At 30.0% G+C, this 20,661-nt stretch carries 28 protein-coding genes and 1 other RNA gene; 3 read left to right on the top strand and 26 right to left on the bottom strand.

Annotated features, from left to right (window positions below; all coding sequences use genetic code 11):
• Nucleotides 1–8 precede the first annotated feature (8 nt).
• From KEC93_RS03700 to KEC93_RS03600, 21 genes are all read right to left on the bottom strand, one after another.
• Entirely contained in the window at nt 9–428 is a 420-nt protein-coding gene (locus tag KEC93_RS03700; protein WP_077868134.1) for an HNH endonuclease, read from the bottom strand.
• The gene (locus KEC93_RS03695) at nt 428–922 is read right to left on the bottom strand and encodes a hypothetical protein (RefSeq protein WP_077868135.1); all 495 of its coding nucleotides are present in this window, start codon (nt 920–922) and stop codon (nt 428–430) included. The genes KEC93_RS03700 and KEC93_RS03695 overlap by 1 nt, the downstream gene beginning before the upstream one ends.
• 276 nt (nt 923–1,198) lie before the next feature.
• Nucleotides 1,199–1,849 (bottom strand): tyrosine-type recombinase/integrase, encoded by a 651-nt coding sequence (locus tag KEC93_RS03690; protein ID WP_077868136.1) that lies wholly within the window; start codon nt 1,847–1,849, stop codon nt 1,199–1,201.
• A gap of 1 nt (nt 1,850) precedes the next feature.
• The gene (locus tag KEC93_RS03685) at nt 1,851–2,018 is read right to left on the bottom strand and encodes a hypothetical protein (protein WP_172462748.1); all 168 of its coding nucleotides are present in this window, start codon (nt 2,016–2,018) and stop codon (nt 1,851–1,853) included.
• 69 nt (nt 2,019–2,087) lie between these two features.
• Nucleotides 2,088–2,450 (bottom strand): terminase gpP N-terminus-related DNA-binding protein, encoded by a 363-nt coding sequence (locus KEC93_RS03680; protein ID WP_243134600.1) that lies wholly within the window; start codon nt 2,448–2,450, stop codon nt 2,088–2,090.
• A gap of 231 nt (nt 2,451–2,681) precedes the next feature.
• The gene (locus tag KEC93_RS03675) at nt 2,682–3,023 is read right to left on the bottom strand and encodes a sigma factor-like helix-turn-helix DNA-binding protein (RefSeq protein WP_077868138.1); all 342 of its coding nucleotides are present in this window, start codon (nt 3,021–3,023) and stop codon (nt 2,682–2,684) included.
• 152 nt (nt 3,024–3,175) lie between these two features.
• Nucleotides 3,176–4,729, bottom strand: coding sequence for a DNA cytosine methyltransferase (locus KEC93_RS03670; RefSeq protein WP_111944711.1), 1,554 nt, complete (start codon nt 4,727–4,729; stop codon nt 3,176–3,178).
• 68 nt (nt 4,730–4,797) lie between these two features.
• Nucleotides 4,798–5,160 carry a hypothetical protein gene (locus KEC93_RS03665; protein ID WP_173696058.1) on the bottom strand — a complete coding sequence of 121 codons (363 nt, stop codon included), beginning with the start codon at nt 5,158–5,160 and terminating at the stop codon, nt 4,798–4,800.
• Between the two features lie 15 nt (nt 5,161–5,175).
• Complete coding sequence (locus tag KEC93_RS03660) at nt 5,176–5,382, bottom strand: hypothetical protein (protein ID WP_139357391.1); 207 nt, start codon at nt 5,380–5,382, stop codon at nt 5,176–5,178.
• Nucleotides 5,383–5,433: 51 nt separating this feature from the next.
• Nucleotides 5,434–5,808, bottom strand: a complete 375-nt coding sequence (locus tag KEC93_RS03655) for a hypothetical protein (RefSeq protein WP_077868141.1) — start codon at nt 5,806–5,808, stop codon at nt 5,434–5,436.
• Between the two features lie 28 nt (nt 5,809–5,836).
• Complete coding sequence (locus KEC93_RS03650; RefSeq protein ID WP_077868142.1) at nt 5,837–6,349, bottom strand: hypothetical protein; 513 nt, start codon at nt 6,347–6,349, stop codon at nt 5,837–5,839.
• Between the two features lie 18 nt (nt 6,350–6,367).
• Complete coding sequence (locus tag KEC93_RS03645; protein WP_077828978.1) at nt 6,368–6,604, bottom strand: hypothetical protein; 237 nt, start codon at nt 6,602–6,604, stop codon at nt 6,368–6,370.
• Nucleotides 6,605–6,718: 114 nt separating this feature from the next.
• The gene (locus KEC93_RS03640) at nt 6,719–6,874 is read right to left on the bottom strand and encodes a MarR family transcriptional regulator (RefSeq protein ID WP_077868143.1); all 156 of its coding nucleotides are present in this window, start codon (nt 6,872–6,874) and stop codon (nt 6,719–6,721) included.
• Between the two features lie 5 nt (nt 6,875–6,879).
• Nucleotides 6,880–8,196, bottom strand: coding sequence for a replicative DNA helicase (gene dnaB, locus KEC93_RS03635; protein ID WP_207717934.1), 1,317 nt, complete (start codon nt 8,194–8,196; stop codon nt 6,880–6,882).
• A gap of 1 nt (nt 8,197) precedes the next feature.
• Entirely contained in the window at nt 8,198–9,034 is an 837-nt protein-coding gene (locus KEC93_RS03630; RefSeq protein WP_077868144.1) for a helix-turn-helix domain-containing protein, read from the bottom strand.
• The gene (locus tag KEC93_RS03625) at nt 9,027–10,067 is read right to left on the bottom strand and encodes a ParB/RepB/Spo0J family partition protein (RefSeq protein ID WP_077868145.1); all 1,041 of its coding nucleotides are present in this window, start codon (nt 10,065–10,067) and stop codon (nt 9,027–9,029) included. Before KEC93_RS03625 ends, KEC93_RS03630 begins: the two co-directional genes overlap by 8 nt.
• Nucleotides 10,055–10,810 carry a ParA family protein gene (locus tag KEC93_RS03620; RefSeq protein ID WP_077868146.1) on the bottom strand — a complete coding sequence of 252 codons (756 nt, stop codon included), beginning with the start codon at nt 10,808–10,810 and terminating at the stop codon, nt 10,055–10,057. The genes KEC93_RS03625 and KEC93_RS03620 overlap by 13 nt, the downstream gene beginning before the upstream one ends.
• A 98-nt stretch (nt 10,811–10,908) precedes the next feature.
• A complete protein-coding gene (locus KEC93_RS03615) occupies nt 10,909–11,403 on the bottom strand; it encodes a hypothetical protein (RefSeq protein WP_077868147.1) in 495 nt (164 codons plus the stop codon).
• A 132-nt stretch (nt 11,404–11,535) separates the two neighbouring features.
• Entirely contained in the window at nt 11,536–11,715 is a 180-nt protein-coding gene (locus tag KEC93_RS03610; RefSeq protein WP_077868148.1) for a hypothetical protein, read from the bottom strand.
• A 16-nt stretch (nt 11,716–11,731) separates the two neighbouring features.
• Nucleotides 11,732–12,223 carry a helix-turn-helix domain-containing protein gene (locus KEC93_RS03605; protein ID WP_077868149.1) on the bottom strand — a complete coding sequence of 164 codons (492 nt, stop codon included), beginning with the start codon at nt 12,221–12,223 and terminating at the stop codon, nt 11,732–11,734.
• Between the two features lie 55 nt (nt 12,224–12,278).
• Nucleotides 12,279–12,479: a helix-turn-helix domain-containing protein gene (locus KEC93_RS03600; protein WP_172462749.1), complete on the bottom strand. Its 201-nt coding sequence runs from the start codon at nt 12,477–12,479 to the stop codon at nt 12,279–12,281.
• A 163-nt stretch (nt 12,480–12,642) separates the two neighbouring features.
• Here KEC93_RS03600 and KEC93_RS03595 point away from each other — a divergent pair, with 163 nt between their 5' ends.
• From KEC93_RS03595 to KEC93_RS03585, 3 genes are all read left to right on the top strand, one after another.
• Nucleotides 12,643–13,083 carry a helix-turn-helix domain-containing protein gene (locus KEC93_RS03595; protein ID WP_077868151.1) on the top strand — a complete coding sequence of 147 codons (441 nt, stop codon included), beginning with the start codon at nt 12,643–12,645 and terminating at the stop codon, nt 13,081–13,083.
• A 16-nt stretch (nt 13,084–13,099) separates the two neighbouring features.
• Nucleotides 13,100–13,549, top strand: a complete 450-nt coding sequence (locus KEC93_RS03590; RefSeq protein WP_077868156.1) for an ImmA/IrrE family metallo-endopeptidase — start codon at nt 13,100–13,102, stop codon at nt 13,547–13,549.
• A 143-nt stretch (nt 13,550–13,692) separates the two neighbouring features.
• Nucleotides 13,693–15,207, top strand: a complete 1,515-nt coding sequence (locus tag KEC93_RS03585; RefSeq protein ID WP_172462750.1) for a recombinase family protein — start codon at nt 13,693–13,695, stop codon at nt 15,205–15,207.
• Here KEC93_RS03585 and ssrA read toward each other — a convergent pair.
• From ssrA to KEC93_RS03560, 5 genes are all read right to left on the bottom strand, one after another.
• Nucleotides 15,168–15,525: a transfer-messenger RNA gene (gene ssrA, locus KEC93_RS03580) on the bottom strand. The two genes, KEC93_RS03585 and ssrA, sit on opposite strands and share 40 nt — an antisense overlap.
• Nucleotides 15,526–15,787: 262 nt before the next feature.
• Nucleotides 15,788–17,611 carry a PAS domain S-box protein gene (locus KEC93_RS03575; RefSeq protein WP_077868152.1) on the bottom strand — a complete coding sequence of 608 codons (1,824 nt, stop codon included), beginning with the start codon at nt 17,609–17,611 and terminating at the stop codon, nt 15,788–15,790.
• Nucleotides 17,612–17,665: 54 nt separating this feature from the next.
• Nucleotides 17,666–17,938: an STAS domain-containing protein gene (locus KEC93_RS03570; protein WP_011968016.1), complete on the bottom strand. Its 273-nt coding sequence runs from the start codon at nt 17,936–17,938 to the stop codon at nt 17,666–17,668.
• An 11-nt stretch (nt 17,939–17,949) separates the two neighbouring features.
• Complete coding sequence (locus KEC93_RS03565) at nt 17,950–19,950, bottom strand: methyl-accepting chemotaxis protein (protein WP_039773214.1); 2,001 nt, start codon at nt 19,948–19,950, stop codon at nt 17,950–17,952.
• 61 nt (nt 19,951–20,011) lie between these two features.
• Nucleotides 20,012–20,407 (bottom strand): ATP-binding protein, encoded by a 396-nt coding sequence (locus KEC93_RS03560; protein WP_011968014.1) that lies wholly within the window; start codon nt 20,405–20,407, stop codon nt 20,012–20,014.
• Nucleotides 20,408–20,661: the final 254 nt, after the last annotated feature.

Raw genomic sequence — 20,661 nt, 5'->3', positions numbered from 1 at the left:
CTATGCTATTATTCCTCTATATCAAATTCTTTTTTGAATCTAGCTACTAACTCATTTAATTCATTAATAACCTCATTATATTCACCATTCTCCATCCTATTATGAATAACTCTATGATTACTTTCCGTCAGATATATAAGATTATCTAGAGCAAATCTCTTTTCCCATTCTCTTTTAATAGGTACAATATGATGGACTGTTTGACCATACTCTAATTTATTTGAGACATAATAACTATAAATATCAATATATTCATATAACTCTTTTGCTTTATCTTTGATCTTATTCCACTGATCACTTGAGTAGAATTTCTTTTCTTTGCTATTAATTTTGTCTTTATCATATTCTTTATATCTCTTTTGAGAGCAGTTACATTTAGATCCTGTTTGTATTCTCTTACCACACCTACTGCATCTTTTACATATCATCACTCATTCCATTCTTTCATAAGTTTTTTTCTCTCATCTGCTTCCTCTTTCTTAATCTCCAACAATGCTTTATCTATCTCAGCTCTTGTAGGGTTATCCTTCCATCGCCCTTGCTTTCTATTGATTAGCCAGAACTTAATTGCCTGAACATCTGCTGGTATCTCTTTTGTTACTTCAACTGTACCTAAGTTTTCTTTCTGACATTTGTTGCCTCTATCGTCATAATAAATATCTTTTAATTTAACTGCTACAGTCTCTTTGATTTCATATCCAGTAGCCTTTTTATATAATGCATTTTCAACTTTGAAATCAGCCTGATTTTTGCCCCTTTTTAAACTTTCTAAAATGTCTAAATGATCTCTTTTATAGTTCTCTAAGGTCGCTCTACTTATGCCTAAATTATAAGCGATTTGTGTTTCAGATAATCCCATAGATGCCCATAATTCAACATCTGCCAGTTTTTCTTTAACTTCATTCCATTTGCTTTTTGCCATATGAAAACACCTCCTTTCTATTTAGACAATCGTAATTTTAAATGCCTTGATTTTCGGTGTATTTCCCAACTTTTAAAACCTCACATTTTTTTATATATTTTATGACTTTATGCAAATGTTCCTAAGATATTGAAATGACTAGCTTTATCCCCATTTTAGTATTTGTTAGATAATAGGTAATAACATGGAGGATTACTGATATCTTTTTTAAGGCACATATATTAGTAATAATTTTTTAAAACTATATAAAATAAGTACCAGTTTATTTTTTACGCATTATATATCTTCATCAGCAATTTTAGCTGCATCCTCTTTCATCTTTTCTTTAATGCCTAGGTACCGTTTTGTTTCTTCTATTGATTGATGATTTAATGCAATTCTAACTTTTTCTAAATCTCCACCAGATCTTTCATATATTCTTGTAGCATAAGTTTTTCTAGGACTATGACCACTTATATGTTTTAGTCCAATAACTTTTCCAACCTCAGTAAGTATTAAGCTATATGATTTTTGTTCTATTGGTTCAATGCCACTTTTAGATTTATTTGAAGGAAAAGCATATTCTGCTCTTTTCTTACCTTTGATATAGTCTCTTAAATATTTCTCTAAGTTGCTGCCAATATATACTTTTCGCTTTTCAGGCTTCTTTCGGTTAGGATATCTATTTAAATTAGCGATCCATTGATTGTATTGTTTTGATTCCTGAATTAAAAAATATCCATTTTCTAACGCATCTTTTATTTCTCCTATTGTAAGTTGAACTAGATCTTGCATTCTATAGCCTGTAGCTCTAGCCAATATAAATAATATTAAATTTCTTTCAGAATACCTTTTACTATATTCAATTAACGCTTCCTTAAATCTCTCATACTTATTTTGTGGTATTGGTGCTGCTGTACCTTTTTCCCAATCTCTTACTCGTTCCATCTTATTTCACCTGCTTTATCGCTCCTTTGTGTCTTGTATATGAACTATGAGACATCAGTTCTCTTATATCACGTTCACTTAATTTCTCGCTTTTCTTTTTATTATTCATTTCCATAAGCTTTTTATAATTTACAATATCGGTTTCTCTCAAAACATCTTTTACCCTCATAAACTCCCTCCTAAAATCCAATTAAAAAGAGCTGCTATATTATTTTCTAATATAACAACTCTTTAATTTCTATATCATTTTATTTTCATTAACCAACCTTTTAGGTGTATCCCATGTAACAATTGGAGCGACTTCTCTGTTAATTACCAAATCTCCATCAGGTTTAGTTTTATATATTGATCTATTCTTTTTTATAAATGTACTATCACCCATGTATTTATTAGCTTCATAATTCGTAGCCTTTATACTTTCACGTCTTTGAATAACTGCTATATCATGTTTATGTTTCAAATGACTAAAGTTTCTTTGGATGTACTTTCTAACTGCTTCAACTTTTTTCCCTAACTTCTTAGCGATTTGATTTGCATCATATCCATCTAAATATAATTCTTCTATTTGATTTTTATCAGTTTTTGCCTCCAAAAGTTCCACCACCTTAAAAATGAATATAGTTCACCCAAACCATAAGACTGGACATTCCTTATTTTTATAAAAGTAAAATGAGAAATATGAACTTGTATTTTGTGTTTATTACTTATTTATGTACCTATATTATCATGATTCAGATTACAAATGTGAGAAATTTTCGAGAAATTTTTGCTACAAAAAAAGAACAAACTTAAGACAAAAATGCAACAAAAAAGTGCCAAAAATATGACACTTTTATTCTATAAACCCTTTTGAAATTGTTCTTAACGCTTTGTTTATACTGTAATCTATTTGTCTCTTTGATCTATCTAATTCCCTTGCAACTTTTTTCTTTTCTTTACCCTGTATATAAATAAGACTAATAACTTTATAATCTTTTTCTGGAAGTAGCCTTAATATATTATCTATTTTCTTATTCTCTAGCTCTAATTTTTTTATATCTAATTTTAGTTTTTTGATTCTTTCATCATCTTCTTCTATTCCATTTATAATTAAATTTTCTATCTCAATATTCTTATTATCTATCTTACAAATTCTTTCTCTATATAATTCAAATTGATTTTTTATTTCTCCCATTTATATCACCTATCCTTTATTTATGTTATAATTTAGATAGGTTAGTTAGAGAATATAGTCGATTGCAATTAACGATATTCTCTAGAGCAAGGTGTTCGTAATGAACACCTTTTTATTATTTCTTTTTCTCAGTATATTAGTATTGCGCAGTACTAGACTACCTTTTTAATTTCTTTATCATTACATAATTCTGGTAAATTTGCTCTAACTAACGCTTCTGCAAATGGTGGAGGCACTGCGTTTCCACATCTTGCAACTTGTGCTGTCTTTGGATAAGGCTTACCTGTATAATCATGATCTATAATATAATTATCAGGAAATCCTTGAGCCTTAAATAACTCGTGTGGTTGCAACATTCTCATTCCAATATCGACTATTTGATAATCTTGACCTTTAATAGTTACTAATCCAAATCTGTCTTTAGTTGTGATTGTATGGAGTGGATTATCAATATCCTGACCTATATCAGAACCATAGTATTTAAGTAAAAATGCTGTGACTAAACTTGCTTTATTCACTGTAGTTATTGCCCCTAAAGGTTGTTGTACAGTATGTCCAATTGAACTTTTATATTGCTGTGATACAAATGCGGTTACAAGTGCATGTCTTTCTTTTGTTGTTATAGTTGCTACCGGATTATCTAAATCACTACCAGCTCCTTTATAAAATCCACCATAATACTCGCTTATAAATGCTGTAACTAATCCAAACCTATTTGATGTATCAAGTGTGTGTATAGGATTATCAAGACTCAATCCTCTAACTTCTCCAGGTTGAGTTTCTGAATGATAACTTGTTAAGAATGGAGTAACGAGTAAATGTTCTGCTTTGGTGGTTATTGTTGTAAGTGGTTTATTAAGTTCATATTGAAGTTTATCTCCACCAAATCCAGTTTGACCAATCCTAACTATATAAGGATTAGCACTATCGACAACAAATTTTTGTAATCCTCTAGCAATTCTTTTTAATGTATTTTCTGAAAGGTCTTTTTTTCTATCGAAGATACTAGGGCAAGGAATGCTCCAATCTATTATTTCAGCAGCTGTTTTCCAAGGTTTTAATTTACCTGACTTTACTTCTAAACTTTTAGGATCACCATGAGTTACTTTGGGCCATACTATAGGTTTTCCATCACTTCTGGCAATTAAGAAGAATCTTTTTCTTATAGTTGGTGCTCCATAGTCACATGCTTTTAACTCTCTATGTTCAACTTCATATCCTAATTTCTTAAGGGCATTTGTAAAACTATTAAATGTCTGACCTTTTTTCTTTGGATTCGGATACAATTTACCATCTTTATCTTTCATCAAAGGCCCCCAAGTCTTAAACTCTTCTACATTCTCCAACATAATTACTCTCGGCTTAACTTTAGCTGCCCATTTTACAGCAACCCAAGCTAATCCACGAATATTATTACTTACTGGAGTTTTACCCTTTGCCTTGCTAAAATGTTTGCAATCTGGTGAAAACCAACATAATGCTACTTTTCTACCTCTTACTGCCTTAATGGGATCAACTTCCCATACAGATTCAAGGTAATGCTCTGTTGATGGATGATTTACTTTGTGCATTGCAATAGCTGCTGGATCATGATTGATCGCTATTTCTACACTATGCCCTGTCGCTAATTCAATTCCAGTTGATGCACCCCCTCCACCTGCAAAGTTATCAACTATAATTTCATCTAATAAACTAACTTGATTCATTTCTTCCTCCACGTCTGGAGATATGGCCATACATTTTATCTAGAATTACTCCAATTTAATTTTATTTACTATACACTTTCTATTTGTAATATGTCTGCAACATCTTTTAATGTTATTCCCTTTTCGAATCTATCAATTTGCATAAATTCTTCATATAGATCCTCTGCATATTCTTTTAAAATTTCCTCTTTTATATCTTCTGGAACATCACCACATGATATCTTTTTACCTTCCATTAACCCAAGAACTGTTATCATTGCATTTATAGCTGTTTCAAAGTGTTCTCCAAGTTCTTTTGCATCTTCCTTACCTTTTCCATCTAAATTGACCGCTAGGCATTGATTTTGCAAAACTGGCTTTATTTGTGATAAACCAGCTATTGAATTTTCCAAACTTTCTTTATCTAACTTTAATACTTTATATTTTTCCATCCTGCTTCACCCTTTCTACATTAAAATAATATTTCTATCGTACAGAACACTTGCAACACCTTTAATAACTTCTTCTTCATATGATGATGAGTTTTCCTCGATATTTCTCAATAAAGCTAATAAATTTTCCGTACTTAAGTTTTTTACACGTTCTGCTTTAGAATTTGCCTTTAATCCCACATAGCTTTTTAAAAATATATTTAATTCTGCTGAATATCTCACAAGTTTCACATTCCTTCCTACACAATATCTACACTTTACGCACTATTACAATCAATTTTTATATTTATACCAATTATGATTTTTCTTTAATATCTCTAAATTTTTATTATGAATTAATACGTCTTTTTTAGTGGCTTGTCTTAATTCCTCTATATTTTCCTTAGTGATTGTTAATAGAATATCGTCACAATCTTCACTGACTGCATAACATACGAAATAATCATAATCTTCATAGAATTCGTTTTTACCAAAAGTTTCATGCATTACTTTAAAGAATTTCTCCATTTGATCTAATTGAATAGGTCTTAATACCAAAAATTCATTTGAATTTTCTTGTAGCTCAATAACTGCTATCTCTAATCCAGCTACTAAGTTCCAATCATCTGTAGCATTTTCTTTAACTTTAGCAATTAATTGTTTTATCATGATCTCCCTCCATATATATATTTTTTGCTTATAGCTCTTTATAAAATTTATCACTTACTGATCTTCCAAGAATTAATTCTAATCCTTGCTTGCTTAACCAAAAGTAAATACATTCATCATTATTTGGATGATTAGTGCCTTTTTCAGCTAAGCCTTTTTGAACTAATTCATTCCAATCTTTATCTGTTTCCTGAGTAAAAAAATAATTTCTATATGGTTTATTTTTTCTTCCTATACCAACACAATGTCTCATTATATCTAATTGATATTGAGTTACATATTCTAATAAATTTTTGACTTCCGTATTTTCTCTGTTATATAAAGAGCAATATCCCTTTTGGCACCTATAAAATGCAACAGGTTCTTCATCTTCCTTAACTGGTTGACTTATTCTTTTACACCTTGACGCTGATAACCATTTATCAGCATATTTTTTATAACTTCCACCATCTAACATAGGCAGGCCAGTTTCTCTACATGATGCTGCTGTATAAAATCCATATCCGTTTGCTACTAGTAAATCTTTTATATTATTACTCATAATTGTTACTCCTTCCCCCTATACTGCGGTCACATACCACACATCAAATATCTCTTCCGGCAACACATAAGTACATGACTGCCAATTAGCTATTACTGGATTATAAAACTTTAATTTATTCTGCTTTTCTGATATATCAATTCTGTAGCTTTCGCCACTTTTTTTGCTAGTAATTATCACATTTTTATCATCTATTCCTTTTTCCCATGCTTCTAGGAATTTATATTCAATTGTTTTATCTATCTTAATATCCATACTTACACCTTATTTACTACAAGAGGATTGCTCCCCTTGCATATTTTTTTATTGCAGTAACCTTAACATTAACAATTCGTAACCCCTGCCAACGCTCCTAGTCCTGCAAGTACTTCAATTTACTATTTCTTTTATTTTTTTATAGAAAGATCTTCTTTTATCATCCGAAAAGCCTTTTGTATATTCCTTAAAAATTTCTTCTAAAGTTTTATCAGGCTTTTCAAAATATGCTTTAACAACCTTATCTATAATTTCATTCTTATTCTCCATTCGCTCTACCTCCTTATAACATCTAGAGACCCAAATCTCTGAAATTGCCCTAACCATGCAAGTTTAGTAGTAGTTGTTTGACCATTACGATTCTTAGCTGTAATAACTTCCGCAATATTTTTATCTTCCGTTTCTTTGTTGTAATACTCATCTCTATAGAGAAAATGAATTACGTCTGCATCTTGTTCTATAGATCCTGATTCTCTTAAGTCAGATAAAATCGGTCTATGATCTGCTCTTTGTTCTGGAGCTCTTGATAACTGAGATAAAGCAATCATAGTAATATCTAATTCCTTAGCTAGTGACTTAAGCTCTCTTGAAATATGCGATACCTCTTGCTCTCTACTTGATGTTTTCATTGTTGTTCTTATTAGCTGCAAATAATCTATTATTACAACATCTAAGCCTTTTTGAATTTTTAGCTTCCTGCATTTAGCTTTTATGTCGCTTAAAAGAGTTGTTGTATCATCTAGAACTAATTTCCTTGCCATTAACTCATTAGCCCCAATAGAAATGTCCTCGAACTCCTTGTCATTTAGTTGACCAGTTTTAATCTTCAAATATTCAATTAAACATTTAGCTGATAGTAATCTATCTGTTAACTGATCATTAGACATTTCTAATGAAAATATAGCCACACTTGCATCTTTGGATGCTGCTTGTCCTATATTTAGTGCTAGAGCTGTTTTCCCCATTGATGGCCTTGCTGCTATTATTACAAAATCTTTTTTTATCAAACCGCATGTAATTTTATCTAAATCTGAAAATCCACTTGATAGTCCAATTAAATCTCCACCATTACTGAATCTTTTCTCTAAATTTATGAATGCTTTTTCTACAGCTTTATCGATTGGAACAAAATCATTTGTATTTTGATTACTTGATATTTTATATAAGTCATTTTCGGTTCTATCGATTACGCTTTTAATATCTTCCTCATAAGCACCCTCTAACATAGCTTTGCTCGCTCTAATCAATTTTCGCCTATTTGCTTTTTCTTTAACTATGTTTGCATAACTTGAAACATTAATACTTTCAAAATATGCAGTTGATAATTCAGATACATATGTGACGCCTCCACATGCATCAAGTAAATCTTTCTTTCTTATTTCCTCTAACACTGTAACTAGATCCGCTCCAATTCCTCGATTGAATAAAGATATTACTATTTCATATATTTTCTTATGCTTATCAATATAAAAATCATCTGGTAATAACATCAACTCAACTTCCAGTAATTTATCTGTATTATTCATTATGCATCCAAGAATTGCTTGCTCCGCGTCAATATTATTAGGCATCATCTTATCTAGAATTTCCATATTACAACGCTCCTAACTTTGATTTATCTATTTTAACTGGTTCTTTGGTCTTGGATTGAATTGGAATTACATTTGACTGATTCAGTTCTTTTAATGGGAATATTCCACGCCAACCATTCATTATGCTATTTTCTAAAATAGTAATTTTAGTAGTATCATCTGATGCTATGGAATTAAGTTTATTTAATACTTTCTTTAGTGCTAAAGTTGTTAATGATGCTTTGATAGTTTTTCTATGTTTTATAAATTCATAGATTGTACTTCTTAAATTTTCATTTTTTGTGTACTCATTAACTAAAATATCAAACTCCGTTTTATCTCTTTTTCTTTTTTCTTTTTTATTTATAATACTGTTACTTATAGTACCCACTTTTGGACAGGGTTCATTTTGGACATGTCCATTTTGACTAGGTTCAAAAGATTGGCTTATTTCCTCACTTTCTTGAACGTGGTCATTTTGGACAGGTTCATTTTTACTTGGTTCATTTTGGATACGTCCATTTTGACTAGGTTCAATTGTTTTTTGCTTACTAGGATTAGTCACCAATGTATAAATATTATTAGAATATTTGCTTCCTATTCTCTTTTTTTGGACAGTAATTAACCCCTTATCTATAAGTTCATTTCTACATTTGTACATCTTTTTTTCAGATATACATAATTCGGAGCATATTAAATCAAGAGATGGGAAGGCGTTTCCACCTGCTCCAGCAAAACTACATATGTATGCATATACTAATTTTGCTCCAGTAGATATACTAGAATCTCGCATTACTTGTTTAGGGATAACTCCATATCCATCTTCATATATTCCAGTACAAAAAAGTTCGTCATTCATTCAATATCCCTCCATTTTTAAACCAAAGGTAAGTACATTCGTTTATTTTATATCCATGTTCTAATGCAACTCGTCTATTCTCTTCTATCAGTATTTCTTGAACTTTATCAAATGTTTTAAATTCAATTCTAAATGAATTAATTGGGTCTTCACCAGTTAATTCAACACTTAATGTCCCATTTACTATTCTTACTTTCTGTGTATTTAAAACAGCTTTAGCTGCTGATAATATTATTAATTTTGGTATTGGATCATATTTAATCATGTTTTCAAATTCTTCAAATATAACTTCCTTAGATCTAGATTTTGGGTACATTTCTTCTAAAAATTTCTTATCTTTCTTATTAACAGGCTGCTTAATTCCTTCAACAAGTGTCTCTATCTCTTCCTTCGACTCTTTAGCATTCAAGTCCTTAATTTCTTCATGTATAATCTCTTGTTCATCTTTAGTTAAACTGCTAAGTGTATGAGCTTGAGTGAGCGTTATTTCCTCCTTATCAAGCTTTTCTTTAAGATCTGGTATTAAATCCTTATCTACTTTCTTATAACGTCCAACTTGGACGCCTGAAAGTCCTAAATCTTTTCCTATAAGATCTCTTGTCTTTCCTCGAAGTTTTTCTCCATTATTTCTCTTTTGCTTATAAATAGCTTCAAGCCTCTTTATTCCTTCCATTTTTTCAGTTGGAGTTAATTCCCTCTGCTCTGCATTTGCTTGTATTAGTATAAGCTCTGCATCCAAATCACTTATTTCTTTAACTTGGCAAGGTAATTTTTCATATCCTAAACTTTTTGCTGCTCTATATCTTCTTTCTCCCGAAAGAATTTCATACTTTGTAGGGGAATTAGAAATTTTTCTTACAACCAAATTATGCATAAGTCCATTTTCTTTAATAGATTCTGCAAGCTCTTCTATTTCTCTAATACCATAAAAATTTCTTTGCGATGGAACTAGACTATTTATATCTAGTTCCTGTGTAAATCCTTTATTATCTACTCCATTTATCCTATCTGCTATCCCCTTTAAATAAGACATTGTTGCATTTCCTCCACAAAACTTTTATAGTCCTTAGATGCATTTGCTCTGCTATTAAAATAGACCACTGGAGTAGAATTAAAAGTACTCTTAATTACATCAACATTATCTCTTATAGTTTGTTTAAATAGAATGTTTCCTAATTCATCTTTAAGTTCTTGTTTAATTTCCCTATTGATTGTTGTAGCTCTATCCATTGTTATCAAAATGCCTAACAGTTTTAATTTATCATTAAATTCTTCGTTAATTCCTTGAATGCTGCCCATTAGATACTCAAACCCATCTAGTGCAAATTTATCTATTTTCAAAGGAACAATAACATAATCACTAGCAGCTAATGCATTAATAGACAACATTCCTAAACTAGGAGGACAATCTATTAAGATATAATCAAATGAATCTTCCTTCTTACTGTTAAGCCATTTCTTAAGCCTTGTTTCTCTAGCTTTCTTAGTATCCGCAAGTATTTCACCTTCACTCATAATGAGATTTATGTTAGCTGGAACAATCCAAAGATTTTTATATATAGTTCCTTGTATTGGAACATCTTCACCAGCAAGCAATTCATATGTTCCCTTAGTGCTAGGATTGTACACATTTAAGTACTTTGTAGCATTGCTTTGAGGATCAAGATCTATAATCAAGACCTTTTCCCCTTGTCTTCCCAACTCTGCTGCTACATTTACACATGAAGTTGTTTTAGCAACTCCACCTTTTACATTTAGAAAACTTATAACTTTCATATCTTTACATTCCCTCCATTTTTATATATAATGGAGATACGGAGTAGTGATCCGTATCTCAGACATTTGTTGAACCTTTATGTAAGGTTCTTTTTTTATTAATACCATTGTTTTCCCTCATGTGTTACATGAAGCCAAACTTTGCTCTTACCTTCCAAGAACGCGAATCTTAAATATTCTTTTCTATATTGCTCTGTAGGCTTTAAATGCTTATACTCACTATCTGAATATTTGTGTAACTGCTTTTTACTTCCATCTGCTTTTAATACAATTATTTTAGTATCTACACTAACATAACAATCCTTATAATCTTCATCTGTTTCTGAATCTGGATGTGGTGCTATATAATCTATTTCCTCAACATAATTTATGGCTTTTGGTACTGTAATCATTCTTGCATCTATACCTCTAGCATTAAAATAATTAATGATGAAATCTTTAAAAATTGCTTTATTCTCTTCTGTTAAATCCTCATAACCTTTAACTTGTAAAGCATCAACACCATGACAATTTTTTAAGTCCTCTAAGCAAGTAAGCTTATAATCATTTAATCCATTTTCTTTATATATTTTTTCAATTTCGTTTCTCTTCATTTCTAACACTCCTTACACAATTTGCATTTAGAATAATTACCACAACAAAATTTAATCAAATGAACTTTTCTACTCTTTTTATCCACAATTTTGCTACGCAATTTATGGCTATTGTGGATAAAGTGAGGACATTTAATTTTGCACATTTTTCTCTTTCCTTTCTTTTGCTAATTTTTCCATAATGCATTTTGCTTCAATTTCAACTATTGGTGCGTAAAATTCTTTATCAGTCATGTCTAAAACTTCAATTATTTCTCGACTTAAGCATTTGCCTGTTTTTCTATCATAAGTACTTCTTAAAACTCCTACCATATTTCATCCCCCACATCTATTCAATTTCTAATTTTTCTAGAGCTATTACTAATTCGTTTGTTAATCCAGAAAGTTTTTTTAAATTTCCTACTATATAATCCACCTGTGGCTTTTCGTCTTCTGTTATTTTCCCATCCTCAACAACATCAAGTAAGGTTGTACTCATTTCATTACCTGCACCAAGCAAATTAAAAATACTTATTGAAAGCTTATAAATATTTTCAACATTTTCTTGATTAATTGGTATCGCAATATGCTGTCCTATTGGGCATTCATGGCAACAATAATGATTTAAAAGCTCTGGAGCATTGTATGTATCCGAAATTAAAAGTACTTCCTCTGGATAAGGATTTAGACTTCCAAGTTCTATACGAGCTAATCTGGTTCTATCTATGCCAATTTTCTCAGATGCACCTTCTCTACTATTTAGTGAATCATTGAACTTTGCTGCTTCCATTCGTGCTTTATAGAATATATTATCAACGGCTTTTGTGGCTTTTTTGGACATGTACTTCTCCTTCTTTCAAAGTTATAATTTATTTAGTTGATTTGAAATCACATTTTTAATTAAAGAAAATTTGTACAAACTCTAAATCACCTATATTAAAAATTTTTTTAATTTCCTTTAATTCATCAACATTGAATGGATTAATACCATTTTCTTTTTTTGTATAACTGTTTGTTGCTATTCCCAGTTTATCAGCAACATCTTTCTGAGTTAATTTTTCTTTAATTCTAAGTATTTTTAAGTATTCTGATAACAATTTAAAGTTCACCTCCATGTGATTTAAAATCACTTTATTTATCTTTATTATAGTGACTCAAAATCACAAAGTCAAGGCTTTTTTTAAAAAATAATGATTATAAATCACATTTATTGATTATGAATCACATTAGAGTTAATATTTAGATAAGGAGGATTGATTTATGGTCACATTTGCTGAACGCTTAAGAAACGAAAGACTAAATAAAAATTTAAAACAAAGTGAATTAGCTGACTCTTTATTTCTAGATAGGAGCTCTATCTCAAAATATGAAACTGGTAAACAAATTCCTGAAACTCCTACTTTAGAAAAATTAGCTCATTTTTTTGGAGTTTCTATTGATTACCTTCTTGGAAAAAGTAATATAAGGAATTATGAGTCGACAAGCTTAAATTCTGATATAGAAATAAAGATTCCAGAAGAATACTCCGATAAATACAAGGTTAGTTCGAGAGATAAAAAACAATATATAGAAGAAATGAAAAAAGCTAACGAAGCTTTCTTTATGAATGATGATTTTAATGAGGAAGCAAAAAAAGAAATGCTTGACTTAATGTCAGAGTTATTTTGGGATGCTAAAGTTAAAAATAAAAGAAAAAAGTAATAGGTGGCGGGTTAATATGGTTGATTATAGAAAGAAGGTTCAAAGCCTCGTAAAAAAATACAAAACTAGAGACCCATATACTATAGCTACGGGAGAAAGGATCGAAATTAAATATAAATACTTATCCCCTAGCTCTCCTGAAGGTATATTTAAAAAGGTATTGAGGCAAAAATACATTGTTATAAATATGACTAGGATAATTAGTGCATCACATCTTAATATGGTTCTAGCTCACGAATTAGGACATGCAAAAATGCATGCTAGTAATAAAACGTTTTTTTTGCATGATCATACTTTTTATGACAGGGGCCGATTTGAAATAGAAGCGAATAAGTTTGCTGCTGAATTGCTAATAGATGAAAATAAAGTTGATAAACTATATTTACAAAACTTATCAATAGAACAACTAGCTTGTAGCTATGGAGTTTCTATTGAATTAATTAAATATAAATTTACATTTAATTAAATGTGTTCTTCATGAACACATTAAATAATACTTTTCATAACTAATTCTTAGTAATCCAGTTATACAATATAGCTGGTTAATTTTATAGACTTAAAAAGAACATACATTCTGTTTTATAACTAATTTAAAAGGAGAAATGAGATATGAAAGCAGCTATATATGCGCGTTACTCATCAGATAACCAAAGAGAAGAAAGTATAGATGCTCAAATTAGAGCCATAAAAGACTTTGCAAGTCATAATAATATTCAAATAGTAAAAATATATACTGATGAAGCACGTTCTGCTACAACAGACGATAGACCTCAATTTTTACAAATGATAAAAGATTCAGAATTCAATATCTTTAATACCGTCATAGTTCATAAATTAGATAGATTTTCCCGTAACAGGTATGATAGCGCTTTTTATAAAAAGAAACTTAAGGATAATCATGTAAAATTAATTTCCGTATTAGAACATTTAGATGATTCACCTGAAAGTATAATACTCGAATCAGTTCTTGAAGGTATGGCTGAATACTATTCAATTAATCTTAGTCGTGAAGTCATGAAAGGGATGAAGGAGACTGCTCTACAATGTAAACATACTGGTGGAACTCCGCCCTTAGGTTATGATGTTAATCCAGATAAAACTTATTGTATAAATGAGAAAGAAGCTAATGCTATAAGACTAATATTCCAAATGTATGCATCTGGCACTGGATATACTCCTATTATTGATAAATTAAATGATTTAGGCTATAAGTCTAAAACAGGTAAAAGCTTTGGCAAAAATAGCTTATATGGAATATTGACTAATGAAAAATATAGAGGAGTTTATATTTTTAATAAATCATCAAAAAAAATTAATGGCAAGAGAAATTCACATAAAATTAAATCGGAAGATGAAATAATAAAAATAGAAGGTGGTATGCCTGAAATTATATCAGAAGATCTATGGAAAAGAGTGAAGATTAAAATGGACAGTAATAAAATTAATAAGGGTGCTAATACTGCAAAAGCTATTTATCTTTTAAGCGGTCTTATTTATTGTGGAAAATGTGGTTCAGCCATGACTGGTAATAGAAGATATGCTGGAAGAAATAAGAGCCTATATGAAACTTATGAATGTTCTAATAGAAAAAGAACAAAACAATGTGATATGAAAGCTATAAATAAAGATTATGTTGAACAAGTGGTTATTGATGACCTATATAATAATATATTTTCAGATTCAGCTATAGAAAATATAGTGCCTGATATTTTTGCATTTATAAGCGAACAAAATAAAATAATTAACGAAGATATTAAAATTTATAAAAAAGAATTAGCTGATATTCAAACTAAAATTGATAATATGCTAGACGCTATTGCAAATGGTTTTTATAATTCATCAATGAAAGAAAAATCAGATCAGTTAGAAACTAGAAAAACAACACTACTTATAAGAATAAATGAAGCTGAAAGGGAAGCAAAATTAAATTCACCAACGGAAGATATGATAAAAAAATATTTAAAAAAAGATTCTGATATAAAGCAAAAAAGTTTGGAAAACAAAAAGAAAGTAATCCAAACTCATGTTCAAAAAATCACTGTCTATGAAGACAGAATCACAACCGACACGATTGTGAGCCTTATTGGTGGAGGCGACGGGTGTCGAACCCGTGTCCGAAAGTAGATTGATTTATCTTTCTCCGAGTGCAGTCTAAGTTTTAAGATTCCCTCAAAGTATCGCCCTTAGACAGGCTATACTTCTCAGTAGCTTCATGAATACCCCTCTAGCTCAAAGCTTTGCTAGGCTTCGTTTCCCACTTTAATGACACCAGTGATCCAAGCCGTAGGCAACCTGGGCTGATGAACAGCTATTAAACTAAGCTGCTATTGCAAAATTATCTTCTGCGTTTACATTTAGTGCATACTTTATTAACGAGGCTCCATGCGTCCCTCGACTCGCTTAACAAACCCTTCTTACCCCCGTCGAAGCCAAAACGCCCCCAAGTTAAAGATGGTTTAATAACATATTTTGTTTTCAAAGAAATGTTCATCTTGTATAACCTATTCTAACTTAATAGATGCTAAGTGTCAACTGGTACATTGTTACTTAGTTAGAATCAACAATCAATAAATCCTGTATTATAGCTTAAAATCATTAAATACTTTTATTAAAAGATTTTACAAATTTTAAGTTTTAAATTAACAATCAAAGGATAATATTTATTATAAATTTTATCCTTTGATATAAATCAACAAATCTTAATTTACTTTATTTCTATTGCAACCATTGTGCAATCATCTTTTAATTTTCCAATTTCTAAAATACTATCACTTAAGAAATCATCTAAGTAATTCTTAAATTCAAATATGCTTGCATCTCTCATATATTCTTGTATAACTTTATCCTCTTCTAGAATAAAATCTAATCCATCAGTAAAAAAGAAAATTTTATCTCCTGATTCAAAAAAGATCGTTTGCTCACAGAATTCACTATTATCAAACATACCTAGAAAAGATCCTTCTACAATCTTCTCTTCTAAACTTTCTCCTTTTTTTTGAAAAAGAAATTGATTAATTCCGGCTCCAACTACTTTAAGCTCATTACTATTAAAATCCATGCTAAAACAACATACAGCAACATAATTTTCTTCATAATATTTTACTAACTTCTTATTTAAATTTTTTACTATCTCCATTGGATCATGGTGACCCTTATTAACTTCTTGAAAACACAAAATATCAAATGCAGAAATATTTAGAGCTGCCGATATTCCCTTACCTCTAACATCAATTATCATTCCAATAATAAAATCTTCGTTTATTTCATAAATTCTATAGAAATCTCCACTAATTGTATGGGCTGGCATATACACACTCATAGTATCAATAAATTTTTGAGCAGGAAATTCTTTTTGAAGCGTACTCCTTTGTAACTCAGCAGCTTTCTTTATATCTCGCTTCATTTCAGTAATATCCCTTATTGCTGCCAATATGGCTTGGTTACCTTCGTATAATATGTAGCTATATGAAACTTGAACATTTATTAACTTATTATTTGGAACGTAGAAGTCATAATCATAAATTTCTTTCATTTTTCGTTCAGATATTATATTTCTAAATACTTTATGCAAAGCCTTTTTATATTTGTCTTCAAAATGTCTATATACATTACTCCCAATCAAATCATCATAAAGCGTTGCAAACAAATTACAGGCTTCATTATTAGCTAAAGCAATTTTATTATCTACTATAATAATTACAGCATCGGGTGAATTATCAATTATTTGTTTATATCGTTCCCTGCTATCTTTAGTTATGTTATCAAGCATTTTTTTCTCTGTTATGTCTCTAAGCCTCTCAACAATAAATAATAATTCTCCATTTTTATCTAACACCGGATTATAGCATACATCCATAAATTTATTTAATTCTGGAATATATCTTTCACGCGATAGCATTTTCTTAGTCGCCACTACTTCTTCAAATGAGCAATCTAAGCATTTTTCGTTTCTAGATAGCACCTCATAACACATTTTTCCCTTTATTTCTTCTGATGTTTTATTATAAAACTCATACCCTGCTTCATTAAAAAAAGATATAGTATAATCTGTATTGTATACTTTTATTACATCAGGTATTCCATTTAATATTCCTTTAAGCTCTTCTTCTAATATTTTGTATTCAGTAATATCAGTTGCAATTACTAAAGCAAAATCTTTTTCTTCATGACTAAATATAGATATATTAGATTTAGCGTAAATACGTTTTTCATCCTTTGCTTTTAATGTAAGCTCTATTTTATCGCATACTCTCTTATTACTTAAATTTTCAAATACACTAATCTTATCTTCTATATTAGTTAAGTTCAAAACATTTGAAGGTAAAATTTTAATAAGTTCCTCTCTAGAATAACCCAATTTACTACAAACTTTATTATTAAAATCTATAAAGTTCTTTGGAACAAATTCCTTGCTAATCTCAATTACAAACACTAACTCATTTACCTTGTCCCAAATTTCTTTGTAATTACTTTGACTTATTTCTACGCTTTCATCTAATGTTTTTATACTTTCTTTACCCTCACGCATACAATCGAAAGTCCTTTCTATCTGAATTTCACTTCATAAAAACTCCAGATATTTTTACGGACAAATTTCAAATACCTTATCTAACCTTGTTAATTTAAATAACTTCTCAACTTCTGGCTTTAGTCCTTTTAATTTTATACTTCCATTCTTTTCAGCGCATTTTTTATAAACAGCTACTAATGCACCAAGTCCGGTACTATCTATAAAATTACAATCATTAAAATTGAATATAAAATTCTTTTGTCCTTCATCTATTAATTTATTTACTTTTACTCTAAAATTTGCGACTTCATCAACAACAAAGTCTTTTGGTATACTTATTTCCATCAATTATCACCTCATATTTTAAATCTTTCTACAAGCTTAGTTAATTCTTCTGCCATAGCGCTTGTTTCCTGTGCTGTAGCTGTTAAATTATTAATTGCACTAGCTTGTTCTTCTGCTGCCGAAGATACATTTTCACTATTTGACGCATTGCTTTCTGTTACTGTTGCTATATCATTTATAAGCCCAATTACCTTATCAGACGATGCTACTTCATCACCAGTAATATCAAGTATCTCAGTGACATGTTTAACTATATTTTCTATTGCATTAATGATATCTACAAATGCTTTGTCTGTTTCTGATACTATTTTTACTCCATTGTTTACTTCTGACTTAGATCTTTCCATTGCTATTACCGCATTCTGTGTTTGCTTTACCATTTCACTAACTAGTACAGCAATCTCTCTTGCCCTATCATTTGATTCTTCGGATAATTTACGAACCTCATCTGCAACTACACTAAATCCCTTTCCATGCTCCCCTGCTCTAGCAGCCTCTATAGCTGCATTCAATGCTAAAAGATTAGTCTGCTCTGCAATAGAATTTATTATGTTTATAATACCATCTACTTTACTCGATAATCCACTTAAAGATTCTAATGCCTGCGAAGTTTCTTCACTGCCTTTACTTATAATATCCATTGCCTTTACAGTTTCCTCAACTTTTTCTCTTCCAAGATCAGCTGCTGACATTGTATTAGCTGCATTTGAACTTGTAGCTTTAGCTCTACTTTGAGCTAATTGAACAAGACTTGAAAGCTGAACCAACACTTTTGAAACATCAACTATGGATTCATTTTGTTTTTCTGCATCTTGCGCCACTTGATTAACTGTAGCACTTATTTCTTCAGTTGCGGCACTTATTTCTTCTGAAGAAGCTGCCATTTCTTCTGATGCTGCATTCAACTGTTCTGCTGCGTTAGTTACATTTCTTACTATTCGATCTTGATGCTTTATCATTTCATTGAATGATTTTCCAAGTTCCTCAATTTCATCTTTGCTTTGTATATCAATCTTAACAGTTAAATCTCCTTCTCCTGCAGATCTCATTAATCTCTCTAGTTTCTTAATTGGATTAATTATTCCTATTGTTGAATATGTATAAGCACATATCATTGCTATAATGATTGATATTAAAGAAATAATTATTGTATAGTTCCTTATACTTAAAGCTGCTGACATATATTCGTCATATTGCGCTGTGACTGCAATCACCCAATTACCAACAGGTTGGAAAACAACATATTTATATATATTCCCATATGTATAGAAGCCTTCTGAAGATTTTCCTTCTTTCATTTCCTGAACTAAAACTTTTAAATCTTCTCCTGCATTATCATTTGCATTTTCTTTTAGGATTTTACTTGAATCTGGATGATAAACAATTAACCCAGTTTTATCAATCATATATGCATATCCACTTTTACCAACTTTTATTTGAGATGCATAACTTGATATACTATCAAACTTTATACTCCCTACAAGTGTACCAATCAATTTACCATTTTCCTTCAATGGATAAGCTATAAAAATAGCTGGATTACCAGTAAATCTAGAAGTTAATACTTCACTAACAACTTCCTTACCGCTACTAAGTACTTGTTTCATATAATCTCTATCACTTAAATCTATATCATTCTCTTTTGACTGAGTATTTACAATTACCTTGCCATAAGCATCTGTAATAATTAATACTTCCATAAAATCTTTATTTTTCTCTTGGACCGCTCTTATATATTCAGAAGCTGTATCTAGATTGCTTGTATTTGAATTTTCAACCGCTTTTATAATATCGCCATTCAAACTTGCAACTTCCAAAGAATGTTTTGTTGAATCTATCGTTTTATTTATTAAATTAGATGTATTGTAAGTCTGTTCCTTTAATTGTTCTTGAACAGCCGTTTGTATAGATGCGCTGGACATTCTATACGAAATATACCCAAGTAACCCCATTGGTAAAGAAATGAGTATAAAAAAAGTAATCATAAGTTTTATCTTTAAAGAAATTTTCATCTAATTGCCTCCCTAGCATGTACAATATTCATTAGGTATCAATTACTAACCATATATCAATCTATATGTCACATAAAAGACTCTTACGCATAATTATAGAACTTCCGTCTAAAATTAGTTCATCAGTATAACAACTTATAATATACAAGCCTCTACCTGATTCATCTAATATATTCTCTTCGTCTATTTTCTTATGCAAATTTATATTCTCAAATCCTTGCCCACAATCTTTTACTATAACACTTAGTAAATTATCTTTCAATTCCCAATCAACATAAATTGGTTTGCTGCTATCACTACTATTTCCATGAATATACGCATTATTAACGGCTTCAAATATTATAAGTTTCACTTCAAAAGATTGTTTTTTTAAATCCAAAACCTCAATGATATCATTAACCTTCTTATCAAGACCATCTAGTCCATAAAATATCACTGATCCTTTTGTTACTGACATATTAACTCCCCCTCTTTTACATAGTTAAAGTATTTTTTCATAATTAACTAAAAATTCTACTTATCTTATCATTTTTCATTAGTATTAACTAATTTTTCCAATCAATTAAAGATAAAATATCCCCATTACATTATTACACTTATTTCATCTGCTTTCAACATATTACATCATATCCATTGGTTTTTTTAATATGCTATATTGTATGAAATATAACATCTTCAAAAAATAATTTTCACAATATATTTTCATATGAA

Source organism: Clostridium beijerinckii (assembly GCF_018223745.1).
Taxonomy (GTDB): Bacteria; Bacillota; Clostridia; order Clostridiales; family Clostridiaceae; genus Clostridium; species Clostridium beijerinckii.
This window is presented reverse-complemented; position numbering and strand designations above follow the sequence as displayed.